The organism is Agromyces sp. NPDC060279, assembly GCF_042726785.1.
In the GTDB taxonomy this organism is placed as follows: domain Bacteria; phylum Actinomycetota; class Actinomycetes; order Actinomycetales; family Microbacteriaceae; genus Agromyces.
On the sequence record NZ_JBHXBK010000001.1, the window covers coordinates 449,177 to 468,138 of the forward strand.

General features: G+C 71.0%; 18 protein-coding genes, 1 tRNA gene and 1 other RNA gene. 8 read left to right on the forward strand and 12 right to left on the reverse strand.

Annotated elements, in window-relative coordinates:
* Nucleotides 1-10 precede the first annotated feature (10 nt).
* Both ACFWE1_RS02085 and ACFWE1_RS02090 read left to right on the forward strand, forming a co-directional pair.
* On the forward strand, nt 11-379 hold the full coding sequence (locus ACFWE1_RS02085; protein ID WP_376931891.1) for an SRPBCC family protein: 369 nt from the start codon (nt 11-13) through the stop codon (nt 377-379).
* 9 nt (nt 380-388) lie between these two features.
* Nucleotides 389-1,432 carry a YihY/virulence factor BrkB family protein gene (locus ACFWE1_RS02090; protein WP_376931892.1) on the forward strand — a complete coding sequence of 348 codons (1,044 nt, stop codon included), beginning with the start codon at nt 389-391 and terminating at the stop codon, nt 1,430-1,432.
* 190 nt (nt 1,433-1,622) lie between these two features.
* On the opposite strand, the gene ACFWE1_RS02095 is transcribed toward ACFWE1_RS02090, so the two are convergent.
* Together ACFWE1_RS02095 and ACFWE1_RS02100 are read right to left on the reverse strand one after the other, a co-directional pair.
* Nucleotides 1,623-2,342 carry a DUF4145 domain-containing protein gene (locus ACFWE1_RS02095; RefSeq protein ID WP_376931893.1) on the reverse strand — a complete coding sequence of 240 codons (720 nt, stop codon included), beginning with the start codon at nt 2,340-2,342 and terminating at the stop codon, nt 1,623-1,625.
* Nucleotides 2,343-3,042: 700 nt separating this feature from the next.
* Nucleotides 3,043-3,118, reverse strand: a tRNA-Lys gene (locus tag ACFWE1_RS02100).
* Nucleotides 3,119-3,271: 153 nt separating this feature from the next.
* Between ACFWE1_RS02100 and hisN the strand changes: the two genes are divergently transcribed.
* Complete coding sequence (gene hisN / locus ACFWE1_RS02105; protein WP_376931894.1) at nt 3,272-4,072, forward strand: histidinol-phosphatase; 801 nt, start codon at nt 3,272-3,274, stop codon at nt 4,070-4,072.
* A gap of 81 nt (nt 4,073-4,153) precedes the next feature.
* On the forward strand, nt 4,154-4,537 hold the full coding sequence (locus ACFWE1_RS02110) for a hypothetical protein (RefSeq protein ID WP_376931895.1): 384 nt from the start codon (nt 4,154-4,156) through the stop codon (nt 4,535-4,537).
* 55 nt (nt 4,538-4,592) lie between these two features.
* Here the strand turns inward: ACFWE1_RS02110 and mgrA are convergent, their stop codons facing one another.
* The 3 genes from mgrA to ssrA all read right to left on the reverse strand — a co-directional run bounded on the left by mgrA (nt 4,593) and on the right by ssrA (nt 7,232).
* Nucleotides 4,593-5,648: an L-glyceraldehyde 3-phosphate reductase gene (mgrA, locus tag ACFWE1_RS02115; protein ID WP_376931896.1), complete on the reverse strand. Its 1,056-nt coding sequence runs from the start codon at nt 5,646-5,648 to the stop codon at nt 4,593-4,595.
* Nucleotides 5,649-5,724: 76 nt separating this feature from the next.
* Complete coding sequence (locus ACFWE1_RS02120; RefSeq protein WP_376931897.1) at nt 5,725-6,750, reverse strand: hypothetical protein; 1,026 nt, start codon at nt 6,748-6,750, stop codon at nt 5,725-5,727.
* A gap of 113 nt (nt 6,751-6,863) precedes the next feature.
* Nucleotides 6,864-7,232: a transfer-messenger RNA gene (ssrA, locus tag ACFWE1_RS02125) on the reverse strand.
* Nucleotides 7,233-7,426: 194 nt separating this feature from the next.
* Between ssrA and ACFWE1_RS02130 the strand changes: the two genes are divergently transcribed.
* Nucleotides 7,427-8,095 carry an SIMPL domain-containing protein gene (locus tag ACFWE1_RS02130; protein WP_376931898.1) on the forward strand — a complete coding sequence of 223 codons (669 nt, stop codon included), beginning with the start codon at nt 7,427-7,429 and terminating at the stop codon, nt 8,093-8,095.
* 19 nt (nt 8,096-8,114) lie between these two features.
* Here the strand turns inward: ACFWE1_RS02130 and ACFWE1_RS02135 are convergent, their stop codons facing one another.
* The 6 genes from ACFWE1_RS02135 to ACFWE1_RS02160 all read right to left on the reverse strand — a co-directional run bounded on the left by ACFWE1_RS02135 (nt 8,115) and on the right by ACFWE1_RS02160 (nt 14,778).
* On the reverse strand, nt 8,115-8,852 hold the full coding sequence (locus ACFWE1_RS02135) for a tyrosine-protein phosphatase (RefSeq protein WP_376931899.1): 738 nt from the start codon (nt 8,850-8,852) through the stop codon (nt 8,115-8,117).
* 88 nt (nt 8,853-8,940) lie between these two features.
* Nucleotides 8,941-9,417, reverse strand: a complete 477-nt coding sequence (gene smpB, locus ACFWE1_RS02140) for an SsrA-binding protein SmpB (protein WP_189084666.1) — start codon at nt 9,415-9,417, stop codon at nt 8,941-8,943.
* Between the two features lie 114 nt (nt 9,418-9,531).
* Nucleotides 9,532-10,443, reverse strand: coding sequence for a permease-like cell division protein FtsX (gene ftsX / locus ACFWE1_RS02145; RefSeq protein ID WP_189084665.1), 912 nt, complete (start codon nt 10,441-10,443; stop codon nt 9,532-9,534).
* The gene (ftsE, locus tag ACFWE1_RS02150) at nt 10,440-11,558 is read right to left on the reverse strand and encodes a cell division ATP-binding protein FtsE (RefSeq protein WP_376931900.1); all 1,119 of its coding nucleotides are present in this window, start codon (nt 11,556-11,558) and stop codon (nt 10,440-10,442) included. Before ftsE ends, ftsX begins: the two co-directional genes overlap by 4 nt.
* A gap of 98 nt (nt 11,559-11,656) precedes the next feature.
* Nucleotides 11,657-13,117 carry a Na+/H+ antiporter NhaC family protein gene (locus ACFWE1_RS02155; RefSeq protein WP_376931901.1) on the reverse strand — a complete coding sequence of 487 codons (1,461 nt, stop codon included), beginning with the start codon at nt 13,115-13,117 and terminating at the stop codon, nt 11,657-11,659.
* Nucleotides 13,118-13,140: 23 nt separating this feature from the next.
* Nucleotides 13,141-14,778: an amidohydrolase gene (locus tag ACFWE1_RS02160; RefSeq protein WP_376931902.1), complete on the reverse strand. Its 1,638-nt coding sequence runs from the start codon at nt 14,776-14,778 to the stop codon at nt 13,141-13,143.
* Between the two features lie 106 nt (nt 14,779-14,884).
* Here ACFWE1_RS02160 and ACFWE1_RS02165 point away from each other — a divergent pair, with 106 nt between their 5' ends.
* The gene (locus ACFWE1_RS02165; RefSeq protein WP_376931903.1) at nt 14,885-15,556 is read left to right on the forward strand and encodes a TetR/AcrR family transcriptional regulator; all 672 of its coding nucleotides are present in this window, start codon (nt 14,885-14,887) and stop codon (nt 15,554-15,556) included.
* 16 nt (nt 15,557-15,572) lie between these two features.
* Here ACFWE1_RS02165 and prfB read toward each other — a convergent pair whose 3' ends face one another.
* A complete protein-coding gene (prfB, locus tag ACFWE1_RS02170; protein WP_376931904.1) occupies nt 15,573-16,682 on the reverse strand; it encodes a peptide chain release factor 2 in 1,110 nt (369 codons plus the stop codon).
* 85 nt (nt 16,683-16,767) lie between these two features.
* On the opposite strand from prfB, the gene ACFWE1_RS02175 reads away from it, so the two are divergent.
* Nucleotides 16,768-17,628: a DUF3592 domain-containing protein gene (locus ACFWE1_RS02175; RefSeq protein WP_376931905.1), complete on the forward strand. Its 861-nt coding sequence runs from the start codon at nt 16,768-16,770 to the stop codon at nt 17,626-17,628.
* A 64-nt stretch (nt 17,629-17,692) separates the two neighbouring features.
* Nucleotides 17,693-18,952 carry an MFS transporter gene (locus tag ACFWE1_RS02180; protein WP_376931906.1) on the forward strand — a complete coding sequence of 420 codons (1,260 nt, stop codon included), beginning with the start codon at nt 17,693-17,695 and terminating at the stop codon, nt 18,950-18,952.
* Nucleotides 18,953-18,962: the final 10 nt, after the last annotated feature.

An 18,962-nucleotide genomic window follows, 5' to 3' on the forward strand; every position in this document is an offset into this window, starting at 1 on the left:
CGCATCACGGATGCGACAGGTCGACTCCGAGTGGCCCGCACCGGGATCGGAGCTGCACCATTCGGTCGGCGCCTGGCCGCTGCTGCTCGACGACCGCACGGTGAGCCTCGAGCGCACGCCGACGTCGCTCACCGTCCGGGCCAAGGGCTGGCCGCTCGGCGAGGCCCGCGTGCGCATCGAGGTGCGCACGAGCGGGGACGGATGCCTCGTCCGGCTGCAGGAAGAGCCGACGCGGGGCCCGGCACGCTGGATTCCCCGCCCGGTGCGGGAACCGGCGCTGCGGCTGCGGAATCAGGAGGCCCTGCGCCGCCTCGCGTTCCTCTCGGAGGGGCGGGCGGCCGCCGTCAACCCTCCCGGCCGGATGCCGGAGGCTGGCTAGCCTGGCGATATGAGCGCTGCCGAACGAGAGCCGACTCCCACCGCCGCGACGCCGTCGAAAGCCGGCTGGCTGAAGCACCTCGTCGCCTGGGTGCTCGAACGGAAGCCCGTGCGGGCGTTTCTCCTCTACCAGGAGCACCACGGCCCGATGCTCGCCGACAGTGTCACCTATCGGGCGCTGTTCTCGGTATTCGCGGGCGTGCTCCTCGGCTTCTCGGTGGCCGGCATCTGGCTCTCCCGCGACGACGAGGCGATGCAGGCCCTCGTCGACGCCGTCGGCCGGGCCATTCCGGGCCTCGTGGGCGAGGGCGGCGCCATCGATCCCGGCTCCCTCGTGCAGCCCGTCGCGTTCAGCGTCGCGGGCATCGTCGGGCTCGTCGGGCTCGTCGGCACCGCGATCGGCGCCGTCGGCTCGCTCGCCATCGCGTTCCGCGAGCTCGCGGACCAGGCCCCCGATCAGACCTTCGTCGTCTGGGCGGTGCTTCGGAACCTCGCGATCGCCGTCGGCTTCGGCGTCGCGCTCGGAGCCGGTGCCGTCGTCACGATGGCCGGCACCGCCGCGATCGGCTCCGTGCTCGACTGGCTCGGCGTCCCCGCGCGCTCCGGCCTCGCCGACTTCGGCGTGCAGGCGCTCTCGATCCTCGTGGTGCTCGCGATCGACACGGTCGCCGTCGCCGCACTGTTCCGCCTGCTGTCGGGCCTGCGGCCGTGTCGCCGCTCGCTCTGGACGGGAGCACTGCTCGGCGGCGTCGGGCTCACCGTCCTGCAGGTGCTCTCGGGCCTCTTCATCGGCGGCGCCTCCTCGAACCCGCTGCTGGCATCGTTCGCGTCGATCATCGCGCTGCTGCTCTGGCTGAACCTCTCGAGCCAGGTCGTGCTCATCGCCGGCGCCTATATCGTCACCGGCGTCGACGAGGAGCACGACCGGGTCGCCGCCCGGTACGGCAGCCCCACGATCGCCCTGCGGCGCCTGCAGCGCGCCGAGCGCCGGGCGATGGCCGCGGTCGCGGAGGTGCAGTCCGCACGTGAGGCCGTCGAGAAGGAGCGCGGCTGAGCCGGCGGGACGGCCGAGCGGGCGGGGCCCCGCCCCGGAATCGACGAAGGCCCAGGCACGCTGCCGAGGTCTTCGGTGTTATCCGAGAACACGCGCAGCTGCGAAGCTCACCGTGCGCACCATGCGCCAATAGGGCGCCTGACGCCACCGTCTAGGGACGATCACGCTCACCGGTCTGGCGGGTCGCTCATCACTTCCCGGAGCGCTCTGCCGCCTCTCGCTTGGCGTCGGGGATCAGAGCATAGAGTTCCTCGGCCTTGCGTGGCTGGGTAATCAGTTCCTCGACCAGTTGGTTGATCGCTCCGAAGAACGGCTCAACGACCTCAGCGGGCTCACCACTGAGGTAGAGAACCACGAGGTCATCCTGATCGCCGTGGAGGGCATCGTTGCCGACGACTCTCAAAGCCGTGAGCACCTTCCACAGGGCAGGGTTGATCTTGTCTTGGAGTTCACCGATACGAGTCTGCAGGTTCTTCCGCGACCCGCTCTCTTCAAGTTCACGGAGCAATGCCTCGAGTGAAGCCCGGGCGAGGGCTGCCGCCGCCCGACGCGAGTATGGCAAGACAAGACTGGCCTCGCCGTAGAGTTCGCGCACCGGCTCCGGCATATCCGGATGCGGCGCAGGCGCCGTCGAATCAGCGGGGTGGACAAGCGTTTCGCCGCGCCAGACTGACGGCGCATCGCATGCGGTGCAAACCGTCGCGGACCACTGTCCTGCCTGCTTCGTTGAGTAGATGTCTGTCCCGTCCACCCGGAAGTATCCCGGAAGATCAACGAAGGGCACGAAGACCTGCCCTCTACCTGAAACGATCGCTCGTAGATTGAGTGGTCCACGGGCGTGGAAACTGAAGGCCCGACAGCGCGGGCAGACAAACCGCGAGTCGGAACCCGCGTCTTCTTGGGCAGCCATGGGATGACAGTATCGGCTACGACTCCCGCTCGCCGGCGCCGCTCAACGACTACCGCTACCTCCAGGCCCCCTCCTCCTCCCCTCTCCTGCGCGCCCGGTGAGACATAGCAAGAAAGAACGCGCAAGTCTCAGGGTTCGCGTGCAAGTCCCGGGCTCCGTCGCCTCTCACGACATCCTGTGCGGATTGCTGTGCCCGTAGGAACGCCCCACCAAGGTATCTCCCGCCCTGGTGGGGCATTTCGTCCTTTCTACGGGCCGCACAGCGGCTAACGGTGGCGCGAGGGCTCGGGCGGCTACCTTCCGTCCGAGCCCGCCTCACGCCGTCTAGAGCGATTCGCCTACTGGCCGCCACCCGAACACGTAAGGGCAGCCAGTGAACACGGTTCGCTCACGCTCATCGGCCATGACCTCGACGTGCCATGTCGCCGCGTCGAGGTCGTCATCGTCGTGCATCGTTGCTCCGTTCGAGGCGGCCACCGCGGCGCCCCGGAGCGACGACACATGAGTTGAGCCAGTCTCATTTACGTGTGAGTCGACGTGTGCAAGTCGACTCACGAGGCGCGGAGGGGCCGCCGATCCGACGCTCACGTCGAGACCCGGGCGCGAGCCTGCCTCGGGGCAGTTTGGGGTATTCGGCTGGGGTAATAGCACCGAGCAACACAAAAGGCCCGATCAGACTTATCGCCTGACCGGGCCTTGCTGGTGCACCCCCAGGGACTTGAACCCTGAACCCACTGATTAAGAGTCAGTTGCTCTGCCGATTGAGCTAGAGGTGCGAAGTGCGGATCTTGCGAACCGAACCGAGAGACCACGCTATCAGCTCCGCCACCTTCGCGCCAATCGAGCGCGGGGCCCTTCGCACCCCGGGCGCGTCGCCCGGATGCCGGCCCGGAAACTCGGCGTTCACTCCCGGCCGATACGCTGAAGCCGTGACCGATTCCTTCGCCGACGACCTCGCGCTCGCCCTCGAACTCGCCGATCTCGCCGACGCGATCTCGCTCTCCCGATTCCGCGCCGTCGACCTCGACGTGCAGACGAAGCCCGACCGAACCCCGGTGACCGAGGCCGACCTCGCGGTCGAGCGGGCCATCCGCGAGCGTCTGGCCGCCGCGCGACCCGACGACGGCATCATCGGCGAGGAGTTCGGCACCGAAGGCAGCACGAGCCGCCAGTGGATCATCGACCCGATCGACGGCACCGCGAACTTCCTGCGCGGGGTCCCGGTGTGGGGCACGCTCATCTCGCTCGCCGTCGACGGCCTCCCCGTCGTCGGGGTCGTCTCGGCGCCCGCGATGAGCCGGCGCTGGTGGGCCTCCGCCGGCGAGGGCGCCTGGACGCGCGATTTGCCCGACGAGTCGGGCGTGCGCCCTGAGCCCCGTCGCCTCGCGGTCTCCGCGGTCTCGGAGCTGGCGGATGCCTCGCTGAGCTTCCAGAGCCTCGCCCAGTGGCGCGACGCCGGCTATCTGGACCGTCTCCTGTCTCTCTCGGAGCGGGTCTGGCGCGATCGCGCCTACGGCGACCTCTGGTCGTACATGCTGCTCGCCGAGGGCGTCATCGACATCGTCGGCGAGTTCGACGTGAAGATCTACGACCTCGCCGCGCTCATCCCGATCGTCGAGGAGGCCGGCGGGCGCTTCACCTCGATCACGGGCGAGATCGGCCCGCAGCACGGCAGTTCGCTCGCCACCAACGGGGCGCTGCACGAGCTCGTGCTCGACGCCCTGCGCTGAGCGCGCCGCCACCCCGAACGGGGGTCGTCTGCCGATAGAGTCGAGCGGCATCCCACAGACCCGACCCGACTGGAGCACGAGATGGCCTCGTCGTACGACTACTTCCTCCTCGGCGATCACGCCGCCGCCCGCGCGGCGATCCGCGGCGCACTCGAGGCGCAGGGCTTCACGATCACCGAGACGCCGACCGGCGGCTTCTTCGCGAAGCGCGGCAGCACCGCGCGCACCGTGTGGCTCGGCGCCATGGCCGGCTCACAGTTCGTGATCAATCTCGCCGTCGACTTCATGACGGACGCGCAGGGCCTGCTCGTCGCCCGCCTGCACCGGGACATGACGAGCGGTGCACTGCTCGGCGGGGCGATCGGAGCGGCGAAGACCGCCACGATCTTCGGCCAGACCGGCGACGCCGTGGCGAACGATCTCGTCGCGCGCCAGGTGCTCGCGCACCGCATCGACAACCCCTGATCGCCGGGGCGCGGCGTTCGTGCCCGGCCGGCGCTGCCGGCCGGGCACGCGCCGGTCACTCGGGCTTCAGCACGGGCACCGGCCCGCCGCCGCGAGCGTCGGCCCAGAGATCGATGCCGGAATCGACCGCGTGCTCGTCGATCGCGCGCAGCTCGGCCTCGTCGAAGTCGAGCCGGTCGAGCGCGTCGAGGTTCTCGTCGAGCTGCGCGACGCTCGACGCGCCCACCACGAGGCTCGTGACCCGCTCGTCGCGGAGCGCCCAGGCGAGCGCGAGCTGCGCGAGCGACTGCCCGCGAGCGGCGGCGATCTCGTTCAGCGCGCGCAGATGGGCGGTGAGCTCCTCGGTGAGCACGCTGCGGTCGAGCGAGCCGTCGGAGGCGGCGCGCGACCCCTCCGGCACCCCGCCGAGGTATTTGCCCGTAAGCAGGCCCTGCGCGAGCGCCGTGAAGCCGATGACGCCGAAGCCGAGCTCGCCGGCGGCGTCGAGCAGCCCCTCGGTCTCGATCCAGCGGTTCAGCATGGAGTACGACGGCTGGTGGATCGTGAGCGGCGTGCCGAGCTCGGCGAGCAGCCCCGCCATCGTGCGCGCGTCGGCCGCGGAGTACGACGAGATGCCGACGTAGAGCGCCTTGCCCGCGCGCACGACGGCGTCGAGTGCCGAGGCCGTCTCTTCGAGCGGGGTGCCGGGGTCGGGCCGGTGGTGGTAGAAGACGTCGACGAAGTCGAGCCCGAGCCGGCCGAGCGAGGCGTCGAGGCTCGAGAGCAGGTACTTGCGGCTGCCGCCGGAGCCGTGCGGCCCGGGCCACATGTCCCAACCGGCCTTCGTCGACACGACGATCTCGTCGCGGTACGCGCGGAGCTCGCCGCCGAGCACACGACCGACGTTCGCCTCGGAGGCGCCGTAGGGCGGGCCGTAGTTGTTCGCCAGGTCGAAGTGGATGACGCCGCGATCGAAGGCGCGCAGCAGGATGCCGCGCTGCCGTTCGGCCGGACGGTCGTCGCCGAAGTTCTGCCAGAGCCCGAGCGAGAGCAGGGGCAGCTGGAGGCCCGAACGGCCCGAGCGGCGGAACGTCATCTGGTCGTAGCGGTCGGACGCCGCGGAGTAGCTCATCGCTCGATCGTAGCGGCGACCGACGACGCCGGGCCGAGGCATCCGCCATTCGCCCCGAGCTGGCGACGCGCTCGCGTCAGCCGCCCAGCACGAAGCGCAGCACGACCCAGCCGGCGAACACGCCGACGCCGATCGCGATGCCGCTCCAGGGCACGCCGGCGCGGAGCCGGCGCCCCTCGAGCGCGATGGCCTCGCCCTCGTCGGCGCGCTCGTCGCGGTAGCGGCGCGTCTGCCGTCTCGCCTTCGGCAGCAGGAGCGCCATGATCCGCTCGTAGCGCCGCCAGGTCTCCGGGTCGAGCGGATCGACGTGGCGCCGGGTGAACAGGGTCATCCGGTCGTCGACGATCTCGACGTCGAAGCCGCCCGCCTCGTCGATGAGGAGCGCCATCAGGTCGGGCGTGAACACGTAGAGGGCGTCGCGCTCGTAGCCCGCGGGGCAGTACAGCGCGAAGTGCCGGTCGAAGTCGCCCTCGAGCGAGAGCCGCTGCGCGCGGTGCATCGTCTCGGGCAGCGAGCTCTGCCCGAGCACGTTGTCGCGGGTCGAGTCGAGCACGAGGTGCGGCAGCTCGCGCGTAAGCCGCAGCGCCAGATACGACCACTCGACGGTGCGGCGGTCCTTCCCGCTGCCGGTCACGGCCTGCAGCACGCCGACGTCGAAGAACTCGCCCGAGTCGGCGAACAGCCGGTCGCGCACGAGGCGGGTGGAACCGACCGAGAAGATCGCGCCCGGGTACTGGGGCGCGTTGCCCTCGGGCATCCAGAAGAGCCCGTTGTCCCGGGCGAAGCGCTCGAGCCGCAGGTGACGCGCCCGACGCCGCCGTGCCGCGCCGAGCGTCGAGATGCTGATCGCGACGACGAATGCGGCCATGCCGCAGAGCACGAGCAGGAAGAACGCCGCGGGCCACGGCCCGCGCTCCACCCACTCGTCGAGGACGCCGAGGAACATCGCGGTGAACACGAGCCCGAGGAAGCCGGCGCCGAGGGCCCGCCACACCAGGCCGAGGGGCGTGGGCCGCTCGGCCCGGGCGGCGAGCGCGAGCTGCCGCACCTCCTCCGGCCCGAACGGCGCGGTGAGCGCGGTGGTGTCGAGGGCCGGACGCACGACCGCCAGCCTAGGGGATGCCTCGCCTCGAGGACGTCCTTGCGCCGAACGCAGAACGGGCCGCCCCGAAGGACGGCCCGGCTGCTGGCAAACACGCGTGCGACAACGACCGTTGGTGGAGATGGGGGGAATTGAACCCCCGTCCATCGCTGAGTTTCCACGCCTTCTCCGGGCGCATCCTGTGGAGCGTTCTGCTCGGCCCCGACCGTTGTCACAGGCACCTCGGTCGACGAGCCCAGCCTGAAGAAAGTCCCGCACGTCGCTCAGGCGACGACGCGCAGCGAGTTCCCTAAATGACGCCAGGAACCGGGGCGGGAACCAACCCGGACTGACGGACTATCGGACTCGCTTAGGCAGCGAGTGCGAAGTCGGACTGCTTCTTATTGGCAGTTATTTGTTCGCAGGGAGCGTTCACGAGATAACCCTGCATCCTCGGCCCGCTTCTCGTGGGCGCACAGGCGATGTCGAAACCGATCATCCCCATGAGCCCCGTCGGAGTCGTCCGTGTGGAGTCGTCCGTTCGGAGGGTCGCTGTCGCACGCTGTGGAGTTGCCATGTTCCGCGCACTTCACCGGGAGGCGAGGGGTGCGCGGCCTTACAGTCTAGAACAGGCGGGATGCTTCCGCCATTCCCGGCCGCGTCGCCCCGTCGACGCCGAACCAGATGGAGGTCGCCCGTGGGCACGCTCATCACCGTCACCGCCACTGCCGAAGAGCGCGTCGAGCCGGAGCTCGGCGCCGTGCAGCTCTCGGTCGGCGCGTCCGGCGCCGACCGGCAGCAGATCATCGACCGCACCGCTGCCGCGCACGAACGGCTGCTCGCCGAGGTGCGCCGGCTCGACGCCGAGGGCGCGCTCGAGCAGTGGTCGGCCGGGCAGCTGCGGGTGTGGTCGCAGCGCCCGTTCAACGCCGAGGGGCGCCAGCTCCCCGTCGTGCACGAGGCGCGCGGCGAGCTCGAGCTCGTCTTCCGCGACCTCGCCGCGCTCTCGGCCTGGGTGAGCGAGCAGGCGACCGGCGAGGAGCTCTCGCTCGGCGGCGTCGACTGGCGGCTCACCGAGGCGACCGCCGCGCGCGTCCGCGAAACGGCCCAGCGGCGCGCCGTGGCCGAGGCGGTCGCGAAGGCGGGCGTGTACGCCTCGGCGCTCGGCCTCGGCGCCCCCTCCCCCGTGGAGCTCGCCGACTCGGGCCTCCTCGACGCCCGGCCGACGCCGATGCCGAAGGGGCACCTCGCGCGGTCGGTCGCCTTCGCCATGGATGCCGCGCAGCCGACGACCGAGTTCGTGCCGGCCGAGCTCGTGGTCGCCGCAACGGTGGAGGCGCGCTTCGACGCACCCCCGGCGGGGTGACGCCGAACGGCCGGCGCCCTCAGCCGCGCTCGACGAGCTGACGCTCGAGCCGCGCGAGTTCCTCGAGCGCGAGCCCGGAGGAGAGCAGGTACTCGCGGGCGCTGCCGTGATCGCGCTCGACGAGCTCGATCATGCCGTCGATCGCTTCGGGCGGGCTGCCACCCATGAGCACGCGCAGCGCCGGAGTGTCGGGAACGCCGTACTGGCCGGCGAGGCCGACCATGCGATCGAGCCACTCGCCGGCGAGGTTCTGCTCGGTGCGCTCGTAGTCGGCGATCACGAGGTCCCGGTCGACGCCGACCGCGAGCAGGGTGAGCGCGATCACGACGCCGGTGCGATCCTTACCGGCCGTGCAGTGCACGACGACCGAGCGATCGCGGGCCGAGGAGATCTCGCGCACTGCGTCGACGACGACCGAGGAGTGCTGCACGACGATGCGCTCGTACAGCGCTTCGAGGGAGATGCCGGCCATCCCTTGCGAGGCGCCCGAGCCCTCGAACACGGGCAGGCGGAGCACCTCGACATCGAGCCCGGCGAGATCGTCGGGCATGCGCGCCACCTCCTGCTCGTCGCGCAGGTCGATGACGACGCCGACGCCGAGCTCGCGAAGCTCGGCCTTGCCCGCCTCGCCGAGGGCGTGCAGGCCGTCGGAGCGGAAGAGCACCCCCGGCCGGACGCGGCCGTCGCGAGCGACGAGGCCGCCGACGTCACGGAAGTTGTAGGTGCCGGGAACGGGGATCCGAAGCGAAGTCTCCATCGAGCCGAGCCTACCCCGAGCCGCCCGGGCGTCGGCCGGACGCCGATCCCGCGGCGCGAGGCATCCGCTCGCCGTGCGGGAACGCGCGCTACTCGCCGAGGTGCCGGCGGCTCGACATGGCCCGGTCGGCCTCGCGCTTATCCTGCCGCTCGCGCAGGGCCTGCCGCTTGTCGTACTCGCGCTTGCCCTTCGCGATCGCGAGCTCGACCTTGGCCCGGCCGTCGCTGAAGTAGATCGACAGCGGGATCAGCGTGTACCCGCCGTCCTTCACCCGATGGCTGATCTTCACGATCTCCTGCTTGTGCAGCAGCAGCTTGCGCTTGCGGCGCGGCGTGTGGTTGTTCCACGTGCCCTCGGTGTACTCGGGGATGTGCACCGCGTCGAGCCACATCTCGCCGCCGTCGATGAAGGCGTAGCCGTCGACGAGGGAGGCCCGCCCCTCGCGGAGCGACTTCACCTCGGTGCCCTGGAGGACGATGCCGGCCTCGTAGGTGTCCTCGATGGTGTACTCGTGCCGCGCCTTGCGGTTGGTCGCGACGACCTTCTGTCCGCGTTCCCTGGGCACGGCCCTCTCCTCACGGTCTGATGCGAATGACGGATGCCGCGAGCTGCGCGCGGCGAGCCGTTCAGTCTACCGGCCCGCGCGGGGTGGCGACGACCACCCCGCCCGGCGCCGCGATCAGACCTTGAGGTAGCGGGTGATCGCGATGCCGGCCGAGACCGCCGCGAGCAGCACGCCCACCACGATGAGCAATGGCACCACGAGCAGCGCGTCGCCGAGATCGACGAAGGTGAACGCGAGGTTCTGCGCGAGATACCCCTGCACGAAGAACTGCACGATCGCGACCACCGCCCCGCCGGCCAGCAGCGAGCCGATCAGGCCTGCGAAGACGCCCTCGAGCACGAACGGGGTTTGGATGAAGCGGTTCGAGGCACCGACGAGGCGCATGATGCCGAGCTCCCTGCGTCTCGAGAAGGCGGAGAGCCGGATCGTCGTGGCGATGAGTAGCGCCGCGGCGACGAGCATGATCGCCGCGACCGCGATCGCGGAGTAGCTCGCCGCGTTCAGCACGTCGAAGATCTGGTCGAGCAGGCGCCGCTGATCGCTCACCGATTCGACGCCCGGCATGCCCGCGAGCGCCTCGACGAGCACGTCGGACTGGTCGGGGTTCTTCAGGTTCACCCAGAAGCTCTCGTTGAGCACCTCGGGGGTCACGTAGTCGGCTGCGGGGCTGCCCTTGAACTGCTCCTGGAAGTTGTCGTACGCCTGCTGGTGGTCCTCGAAGTAGTACTTGTCGATGTACGGAGCGAGGGTGCTGCTGTTCAGCTGCGCCTCGACCGCCGACTTCTGCTCCTCGGTGGCTTCGCCGTCGACGCAGCCCGCGGTGCTCGACAGCGAGGTGCAGAGGTACACCGCGACCTGGGCGCGGTCGTACCAGTAGTTCTTCATCTGCGCGATCTGCAGCTGCAGCAGCGCGGCCGTGCCGACGAAGGTGAGCGAGACGAAGGTGACGAGCACCACCGAGACCACCATCGAGGCGTTCCGGCGAAGTCCGTTCGCGGCCTCACCGAGTACGAGTCCGATCCTCACTTCGTCGGCCCCACTTCCTGCTGGTCGTCGTCGGCGCGCGGGCCGCCGGGCGCGCGGAGGCCCAGTCGTTCGGCGAGGGTGAGCGGCGGGCCCTCAGGATCGTCCGTCGGGGGTGGCGCCTGGGCGCGCAGCCGTTCGGGGTCGACGTCGATCTGCCCGGTGGCCGCGGCGGTGATCGCCGCCGCCTCCTCGGTGACGGCGTCGCGCGTCTCCTCCGGCTCGATGTAGAGCGGCTGCGCCTCGCGCATGATCTCCGCCGTGACCTTCGGGGCCGCAGGGCTGATCCCCGTGTCGGCGATCGGTTCGAGCGGCGCCGGCTGCGCGGCGTCGGCCGCGGCCTCGGCCGCACGGGCCTCGCCCTCCGGCTCCAGCACCGTGGCGACGACCGCGGCCGGCGCGGTGCGCGGCGGCAGGTTCACCTCGCGCACGGTCTGCCCGTCGTAGCCCGCGTCGAGCTCGTCGCGCACGATCTGCCCGGCGGAGAGCTCGATGACGCGGCGCTGCATCTGATCGACGATGCCGGCCTCGTGCGTCGCCATCACGACGGTCGTGCCGCCCGCGTTGATGCGTTCGAGGAGCGTCATGATGCCCGCGCTCGTGACCGGGTCGAGGTTTCCCGTCGGCTCGTCGGCGAGCAGGATCTGCGGCTTGTTCACGATCGCCCTCGCGATCGCGACGCGCTGCTGCTCACCGCCGGAGAGCTCGTGCGGCATCCGCTTCTCCTTGCCGTCGAGGCCCACGAGCTTGAGCGTCTCGGGCACGGCGGACTGGATGTAGCCGCGCGACTTGCCGATCACGCGGAGCGTGAACGCGACGTTGTCGTAGACGGACTTGTTCGGCAGCAGCCGGAAGTCCTGGAAGACGACGCCGAGGTTGCGACGGAAGTACGGCACCTTGCGACTCGAGATCGAGCCGAGGTGCTGCCCGAGGACGTGGATCTCGCCCTTGCTGGGCTTCTCCTCCTTGAGGATCAGCCGCAGGAAGCTCGACTTGCCGGAGCCGGAGGCGCCGACGAGGAAGACGAACTCGCCGCGCAGGATCTCGACCCCGACGTCGTTCAGGGCGGGCCTCGCCTGGCCCGAGTAGGTCTTGGTGACGGAATCGAAGCGGATCATCGTGTTCGAGCCTAAGCAGCGGAGCGCCGAATGCGGGCAGCGACACTGGATTTCACCAGCGCGCCACCCGCACTCGGGACGATCGGCCGCGTCGGGCCTCAGATTCCGGCGAAGCCGACCACGAGGTACAGCACGAGCGAGAGCGCCGCGGCGATCGCGGCGTAGGGCAGGATCGCCGTCATCAGGTTGAGCGGCTTGATGCCCGTGGAGCGCGAGGCGAGGATGATGCCGTCGCCGTAGAGGCAGGTCGTCGAGCCGAGCGCGGCGCCCGAGAACACGGCCGCGCCCGCGATGATCGGGTTCACGTCCATCGCGAACGCGAGCGGGATGACGATGGGCGTGATCACGGCGGCGAGGTCCCAGAACGAGCCGGTCGCGTAGGCGTAGACGCCGCAGACGAGGAAGACGACCGCCGGCAGCAGGGCGCCGGACATGTACGGCTCGGTGGAGTCGATCACGAAGTCGGCGAGCTTCAGGTCGATGTTCATGTGCTGCACCATGAAGGCGAGCGCCGTGAGCACGATGACGAAGAGCATGCTGCCGACGCCGTCGAACGCCGCGTCGAAGACCTTGCGGATGCCGAGACGGCGCTGCGCCGTGTACATGATGATCGCCACCAGGAGCGCGGCGACGGTGCCCTTCAGCACGTCCACCTCGGTGAGGATCGTGACGGCGATCATGACCGCGATCGGGACGACGAAGTTCCAGGGGCGCGGCTTCGCGATGCCGGGGGCGCGGGTCGCGACGGCGACGGGTGCCGCGACCGCGGCCCGCTCCCCCGCGTCCCCCTGCGCGGCGAACTCGCCGACCTCGACGCCGGCGGGCGCGGCGCCCTCGGCGGCGCGCTCCTCGTCGGAGGTGCCGAGCGGGAACACGTCGCCGGTGGCCTCCGCCCGCGCGACGTCCTTCTTCAGCACGCCGAGCTTCGGGAACCAGCCGAGCGCGACGAGCGCGGCGATGACGAGGGCGATCCAGCCGAAGAAGATGAACGGGATGGCCTGCAGGTAGGCACCGAACCCGGAGCCGTTCGCCGTCACGCCCTGCGCCTCGAGCAGGCCGGCGAAGAACAGCGCCCAGGTGGAGAAGGGCACGATCACGGCGACGGGCGCCGCCGTGAGCTTCATGATGGTGCCGAGCTGGGTGCGGGGCACCCGGTAGCGGTCGGTGATGCCCTTCATCGAGGTGCCGACGGTGAGCACGCTCAGGTAGTCGTCGACGAAAAGCACGACGGCCAGCAGGAAGCTCAGCACGAGCGACTTGCGGCGCGAGTTCACGAAGCGCTCCGCCCAGGCGGCGAACTCGCTGACGGCGCCGGAGCGCTCGAAGAGCGTGATCAGGATGCCGAAGAGCACGACGACGAGCATCAGCCACTGCAGCGTCTCATCCGCCATGGCGGTGCCGAAGTAGCCGATCCAGGAGTCGAAGAACTCCCAGCCGCCGAGCAGCACGGCGCCGACGAGGGTGCCGCAGAGCATCGCGAAGAGCGTGCGCCGGGTGGCGACGGCGATGACGAGGATGGTGACGACGGGGAGGAGCGCGAGCGCGCCGACGTCTTGCATGGGGGCCTCTGATTCGGTGGGGGTCAGGCGGCGGATGCCGCGTACACGGGCTGCCCGTCGACCATCGTGGTCCGGACGGGCAGGTCGAGGAGTTCGTCGGCGTCGACGTCGAGCGGGCTGTCCTCCCAGACGACGAGGTCGGCGCGGTAGCCCGGCGCGATGACGCCGAGGTCGCGGTCGCCCTGGGCGAGGGCCGCCCAGACCGTGTAGCCCTGTAGGGCCTGGTACGGGCTGAGCCGCTGGTCGGGCTCGAACACCGGGGCGTCGGGGGTGCCGGGCTCGCGCCGGAGGCGCGCCCAGGCGAGGCCGATGCGCGCATCGGTCTGCGCGACGGGCCAGTCGGAGCCGAGGGCGACCATCGCCCCGGCGTCGATCATGTCGCGCACCCGCCAGCCGAGCGCGGCGCGCTCTGGCCCGAGCCGCTCGGCCCAGAAGTCGGAGCCGTCGGCCTTGCGCCACTGCATGTGCAGCGGCTGCACCGAGGCGGTGATGCCGGTCTGGCCGAGCCGGGCCAGGTCGCGGTCGGCGAGCAGCTCGAGGTGCTCGATCCGGTGCGGGGCGCCGCGGCCGGACTGGACGCCGGCCTTGAGGTACGCGTCGATCGTGGTGCCGATGGCGCGGTCGCCGATCGCGTGCGTGGCGATCTGGAAGCCGGCCTCGCTGTACCGCTGCACGACGCGCTCGAACTCGGCGCCGTCGGCCCAGAAGGAGTTGAGCCCCTCGCCGTGGGTGTCCGGCTCGTAGAGCCAGCCGGTGCCGGTGTCGATGACGCCGTCGTTGAAGAGCTTCACGAGCCCGCCGCGCCAGCGCCGGCCGTGCCGGTCGCGCTGGGCGAGGTAGTGCTGGGTGCGCTCCTCGTCGTAGCCGGGATTGTGCGCCATGGCCGTGACGAGCCGCAGCGGCAGCCCGGCTCCGGTGCCGTCGAGGTCTTCGAGCAGGTCGAGGGTGCCCGGGTTGCCGTCCATGATGCAGGCCCCGGTGATCCCGCTCTCGGCGAGCCCGCCGAGCAGGCCCCGCACGAGCTCGCGCATCTCCGCGGCGCTGTGCTCCGGTGCGGTGCGGAGCACGATGTCGAAGGCGGAGTCCTCGCGCAGCGCCCCCGTCGGGCGGCCCTGCTCGTCCACGACGATCTCGGAGGTGTCGCCGAAGCTGCGCGCCCCGGTGATGCCGGCCCGCCGCAGCGCCTCGCTCGACGCGAGCGCGGTGTGCCCGTCGAAGAACATGAGGAACGCCGGCGAACCCTCGACGGCGTCGTCGATCGCGGCGGCCGTCATCGGCAGCCGGCTGAAGACGTCGTAGTCGATGTTCCAGCCGCGCACCCAGCCGCCGGCGGCGCGGCCGTCGGCGACGCGGCGCGCCTCGGCACGGAGCATGGCGAGGAACGTCCCGGCATCGCGGACGCCGCCGAAGTCGACGCCCACGGCGAGCTCGAAGCCCTGGATGGGGTGCATGTGGGCGTCGATGAGGCCGGGCGTGACGACCCCGCCCTGCAGTTCGACGACCTCCGTCGCGGCACCGCGGAAGTCCCGCACCACCGACTCGTCGCCGACGGCGATGATCCGGCCGTCGCGGATCGCGATCGCCTCGGCCATCGGGCGCATGGGGTCCATCGTGATGATGCGCCCGCCCACGAGCACGGTGTCCGCGAAGCTCCAGTGCATGTCGCCGCCTTCCGCACGGTCGAATGCGACCGAGTTATTTAAGGTGCTTAAATTTGTAGCGCACACGCTACTCTCACTGAAGGATCGCTGCAAAATCGGAGGACTCTTGCCTGAAACGAGCGCGCGACGGGCGGGCCGTCCGCGGACGCGGGTGCTGAGCGCCGAGCAGATCGTCGACGCCGCCTTCGAGCTCGCGCGCACGGCCGGCCCGGACGGCTTCACGATGACCGCGCTCGCCCGCTCGCTCGAGGTGCGCCCGCCCGCGCTCTACCACTACTTCGGCGGCAAGGCCGACGTCGTCCGGGCCATGCGCGGGGCCCTCGCCGAGCAGCTCGACGTGGCCGGGTTCGCCGACGAGACGGTCCCCCTCGACACGGCCGTCGTGAGGTGGGCCCGCTCCTACCGCGACGTCACCGCCGCGCATCCGGCCGGCATCGAACTGCTCGCGACGACGCCGATCGACGGGCAGGAGCGCTCGGTGCAGAACTACGACACCATCGTGCGACGCTTCATCTCGGAAGGCTGCCCGCAAGACCAGGCCGTCGACGCGCTCGTCACCTTCGAGGCGCTCATCATCGGCTCGGCGCTCGACGCCGTCGCACCCGACGACATCATGGCGCCGGGCGACGCCGGCACTGGCTCGCCGGTGTTCGCGGCGGCCGAGGCGGCGCGCGCTGCCGGGGCATCCGCGGGAGGCATCCGGCCGACCGACCGGAGCTTCGCGCTCGGCGTGCGGGCGCTGCTCAGTGGGCTGCGCGCCGAGTGGTCGCGCGGCTGAAAAGCCGCGCAGCTGATCAGTCGGTCGGCCTCTGCTTCCGCCAACGGATGCCGGCCGCGATCAGCCCGTCGAGGTCGCCGTCGAAGACGACCGCCGGGTTGCCGACCTCGTACCCGGTGCGCAGGTCCTTCACGAGCTGCTGGCCGTAGAGGAAGTAGGAGCGCATCTGGTCGCCCCAGCTCGCGGTGATCGTGCCGGCGAGCTCCTTCTTCTGCGCCGCCTCCTCCTCGCGCTTGGCGAGCAGCAGGCGGGTCTGGAGCACGCGCATGGCCGCGGCACGGTTCTGGATCTGCGACTTCTCGTTCTGCATCGACACGACGATGCCGGTCGGGATGTGCGTGATGCGCACGGCCGAGTCGGTCGTGTTGACCGACTGCCCGCCGGGGCCCGAGGAGCGGAAGACGTCGACGCGGATGTCGTTCTCGGGCACCTCGACCTCCTTCGCCTCCTCCATGATCGGGATGACCTCGACCGCGGCGAAGCTCGTCTGGCGCTTGTCGGCGCCGCCGAAGGGGCTGATGCGCGCGAGGCGGTGCGTGCCGGCCTCGACCGAGAGGGTGCCGTAGAGGTACGGCGCGTCGATCTCGAAGGTGGCGGACTTGATGCCGGCGCCCTCGGCGTAGGAGATGTCGAGCACCTTCACGGGGTAGTCGTGGCGCTCGGCCCAGCGCAGGTACATGCGCATGAGCATCTCGGCGAAGTCGGTGGCGTCGTCGCCGCCCGCGCCGGAGCGGATCGTCACGACCGCGCCGCGGTCGTCGTACTCGCCGTCGAGGAGCGTCTGCACCTCGAGGTCGCCGATGGTCTTCTGCAGCGCGACGACCTCGGCACGCGCCTCGGCGGCGCTGTCCTCGTCGCCCGCCTCGTTCGCCAGCTCGACGAGCACCTCGAGGTCGTCGATGCGCGACTCGATGCCCGTGATGCGCTTGAGCTCGGCCTGACGGTGGCTCAGCGCGCTCGTGACCTTCTGCGCGTTCGCGGGGTCGTCCCAGAGATCGGGCGCACCGGCCTCCTCCGAGAGGCGGGCGATGTCCGCCTCGAGCGCGTCGGTGTCGACGACGGCGCGGATTTCACGGAAGGTCGCGCGGAGCGCGGAGATCTCGGTCGACAGGTCAAGTTCGAACATGGCGTCCCCCAGCCTAGTCGTGGCCGGGCCGGCCGTCGCGCACGAACCACCGCCGCCCCCGTGCGGGGGTCGCTAGGCTGACGCGGTGAGCACGATCGATCCCGCCGCCGCCCGCCGCGAACGCCTCGAGCGGCAGCAGGGCAGCACCGGCGCCGCCCTGGCCGCGGCCGCCTTCGCCCTGCTGCTCGTCGCGACCTCCGCCGTCATCGGCTACAGCTTCGCCGGCATCCTCGACACCTTCCGGCTCATGGAGCTGAACAGCGTGTTCTCCACCTGGGAGTCGCAGATGCCGAACACGACGTTCGGGCTCCCGATCGGCATCGTCGCCACCATCGCTGCGTGGGCGCTCTACGCCAAGTGGAACCACCGCTTCACCGGCGACACGAGCCGCTTCGTCGGCGTCGGCCCGCTGACCCTCGTGCTGCTCGGGCTCGCGATCGGGCTCTGGTTCGGGTGCTCCGCCTGGACCGCGCCCGATCAGCCCGGCATGCAGATCGACCCCACCTTCGGTGAGGACGAGGCGTGGGGCCCCGGCGCCTGGATCTTCTACGCCGCGCAGTGGTGGCTGCCCGCCCTCGTCGGCGTGCTCGCGGTCGCCGCCTACTTCGCCGGAGTGGCCGGACGACGCCGCAGCGCCGGCCGCACCGCGCTCATCGAGCGGATGCTCGTCACCGGCCGGCGCACCCCCGGGGTCGTCACCGAGAGCACGCTGCCGTCCGGCGAGGCGAGCTCGGTCCTGTTCACGCTGACCGTGAAGTTCACCGATCTGAACGGAACCGACCGCTGGGTGAAGCGCACGGTGAAGTACCGCACCGCCGAGGTGCCGCCCGTCGGTGCGCCGGTGACGGTGCTCTACGATCCGGCGAGCCCCGGCGACACCTCGCGCATCTTCCTCGCGAGCGGCCCGGCCGAGACGGCGGCCGACTTCCGTCGCCACGAGCTCTGAGCGGGGTCGTCCCCCGCGTCGGCGCGAGCAGCGGACCCCTCCGCCGGGTGTAGCGTCGGAAGCGATGACCGCCTCCCAGCCCCAGTTCTCGTGGGGCTCGATCGTCCTCCCGGCCTACCTGCCGACGCTGCTCTTCTCGCTCGGCGAGGGCGCGATCATCCCCGTGATCCCGGTCGTCGCGACCGAACGCGGCGCCTCGATCGCGATCGCCGGCCTCGTCGCCGCGATGCTCATGATCGGCGAGCTGCTCGGCGACCTCCCCGCCGGCTGGCTCGTGGCCCGCATCGGCGAACGGAACGCGATGATCGGCGCCGCCATGCTCGCCGTGATCGGCGTCGTGGTGGCGCTCGCGCTGCCGAGCGTCACCGCGCTCGCGATCGGGGTGCTGCTGCTCGGCCTCGCCACCGCGGTGTTCGGTCTCGCCCGGCACGCCTTCCTCACGAGCTACGTGCCGGCGCGGGTTCGGGCACGAGCGCTCTCCACGCTGGCTGGCGTGTTCCGCGCGGGATGGGCGGTCGGCCCCTTCATCGCCGCCGCGATCATCGCCTGGACGGGGAGCTCCGAGCCGGTGTTCTGGGTGCTCGTCGCCGCGTGCCTCGCCGTCGTCGTCGTGCTCGTGCTGCTCCCGGACCCGGAACGGGTGTTCGGGGTCGGCCGGGGCGGCGCCGCCGGTGACGAGGCGCCGCAGGGCGTGCTCCGGGCGATCGTCGAGCACCGCGGGGTGCTCGCCCGCATCGGCTCGGGCATCGGCCTGCTGGCCGCGGTCCGTGCGAGCCGCACGGTCATCCTCCCGCTGTGGGCCGTCTCGATCGGCATGGCGCCGGAGGCCGCCGCGCTCGTCATCGGCATCTCAGCGACGATCGACTTCTGCCTGTTCTACGTGAGCGGGCAGGTGATGGACCGCTTCGGCCGGCTCTGGAGCGCGATCCCCGGCCTCGTCGGGCTCTCGACCGGGCACCTCATCCTCGCGTTCAGCCATGACGTGCCGGGCAACGACCTCTGGTTCATCACCGTGGCGATGCTCTTCGGCATCGCGAACGGACTGTCGAGCGGCGTCATCCTGACGCTCGGCGCGGACCTCGCGCCGAAGCGGCATCCGGCCGCCTTCCTCGGCGCCTACCGCACCATCGGCGACGCCGGACAGGCCGCAGCTCCGGTCGTCGTCTCGGCCGTCACCTCGCTCGTGTCGATCGCCGCCGCCAGTGCGACGATCGGCGTGCTCGGCTTCGTCGGCGCCGGGATGCTGCTGCGCTGGGTGCCGCGCTACGTGCCCGGCCGCCGGGGCCGCCGCGGCGAGGGCGGCCCGGCCGAGGGAGCGGACTGAGCCGCTCCCC

What these genes read in the sequence shown, in the direction of transcription:
- ACFWE1_RS02085 (WP_376931891.1), top strand. Translation starts at nt 11, where the DNA reads ATGCGACAGGTCGACTCCGAGTGGCCCGCACCGGGATCGGAGCTGCAC.
- ACFWE1_RS02090 (WP_376931892.1), top strand. Translation starts at nt 389, where the DNA reads ATGAGCGCTGCCGAACGAGAGCCGACTCCCACCGCCGCGACGCCGTCG.
- ACFWE1_RS02095 (WP_376931893.1), bottom strand. Translation starts at nt 2,342, where the DNA reads ATGGCTGCCCAAGAAGACGCGGGTTCCGACTCGCGGTTTGTCTGCCCG.
- ACFWE1_RS02110 (WP_376931895.1), top strand. Translation starts at nt 4,154, where the DNA reads ATGGCCTCGTCGTACGACTACTTCCTCCTCGGCGATCACGCCGCCGCC.
- mgrA (WP_376931896.1), bottom strand. Translation starts at nt 5,648, where the DNA reads ATGAGCTACTCCGCGGCGTCCGACCGCTACGACCAGATGACGTTCCGC.
- ACFWE1_RS02135 (WP_376931899.1), bottom strand. Translation starts at nt 8,852, where the DNA reads ATGGAGACTTCGCTTCGGATCCCCGTTCCCGGCACCTACAACTTCCGT.
- ftsE (WP_376931900.1), bottom strand. Translation starts at nt 11,558, where the DNA reads ATGATCCGCTTCGATTCCGTCACCAAGACCTACTCGGGCCAGGCGAGG.
- ACFWE1_RS02155 (WP_376931901.1), bottom strand. Translation starts at nt 13,117, where the DNA reads ATGCAAGACGTCGGCGCGCTCGCGCTCCTCCCCGTCGTCACCATCCTC.
- ACFWE1_RS02160 (WP_376931902.1), bottom strand. Translation starts at nt 14,778, where the DNA reads ATGCACTGGAGCTTCGCGGACACCGTGCTCGTGGGCGGGCGCATCATC.
- prfB (WP_376931904.1), bottom strand. Translation starts at nt 16,682, where the DNA reads ATGTTCGAACTTGACCTGTCGACCGAGATCTCCGCGCTCCGCGCGACC.
- ACFWE1_RS02180 (WP_376931906.1), top strand. Translation starts at nt 17,693, where the DNA reads ATGACCGCCTCCCAGCCCCAGTTCTCGTGGGGCTCGATCGTCCTCCCG.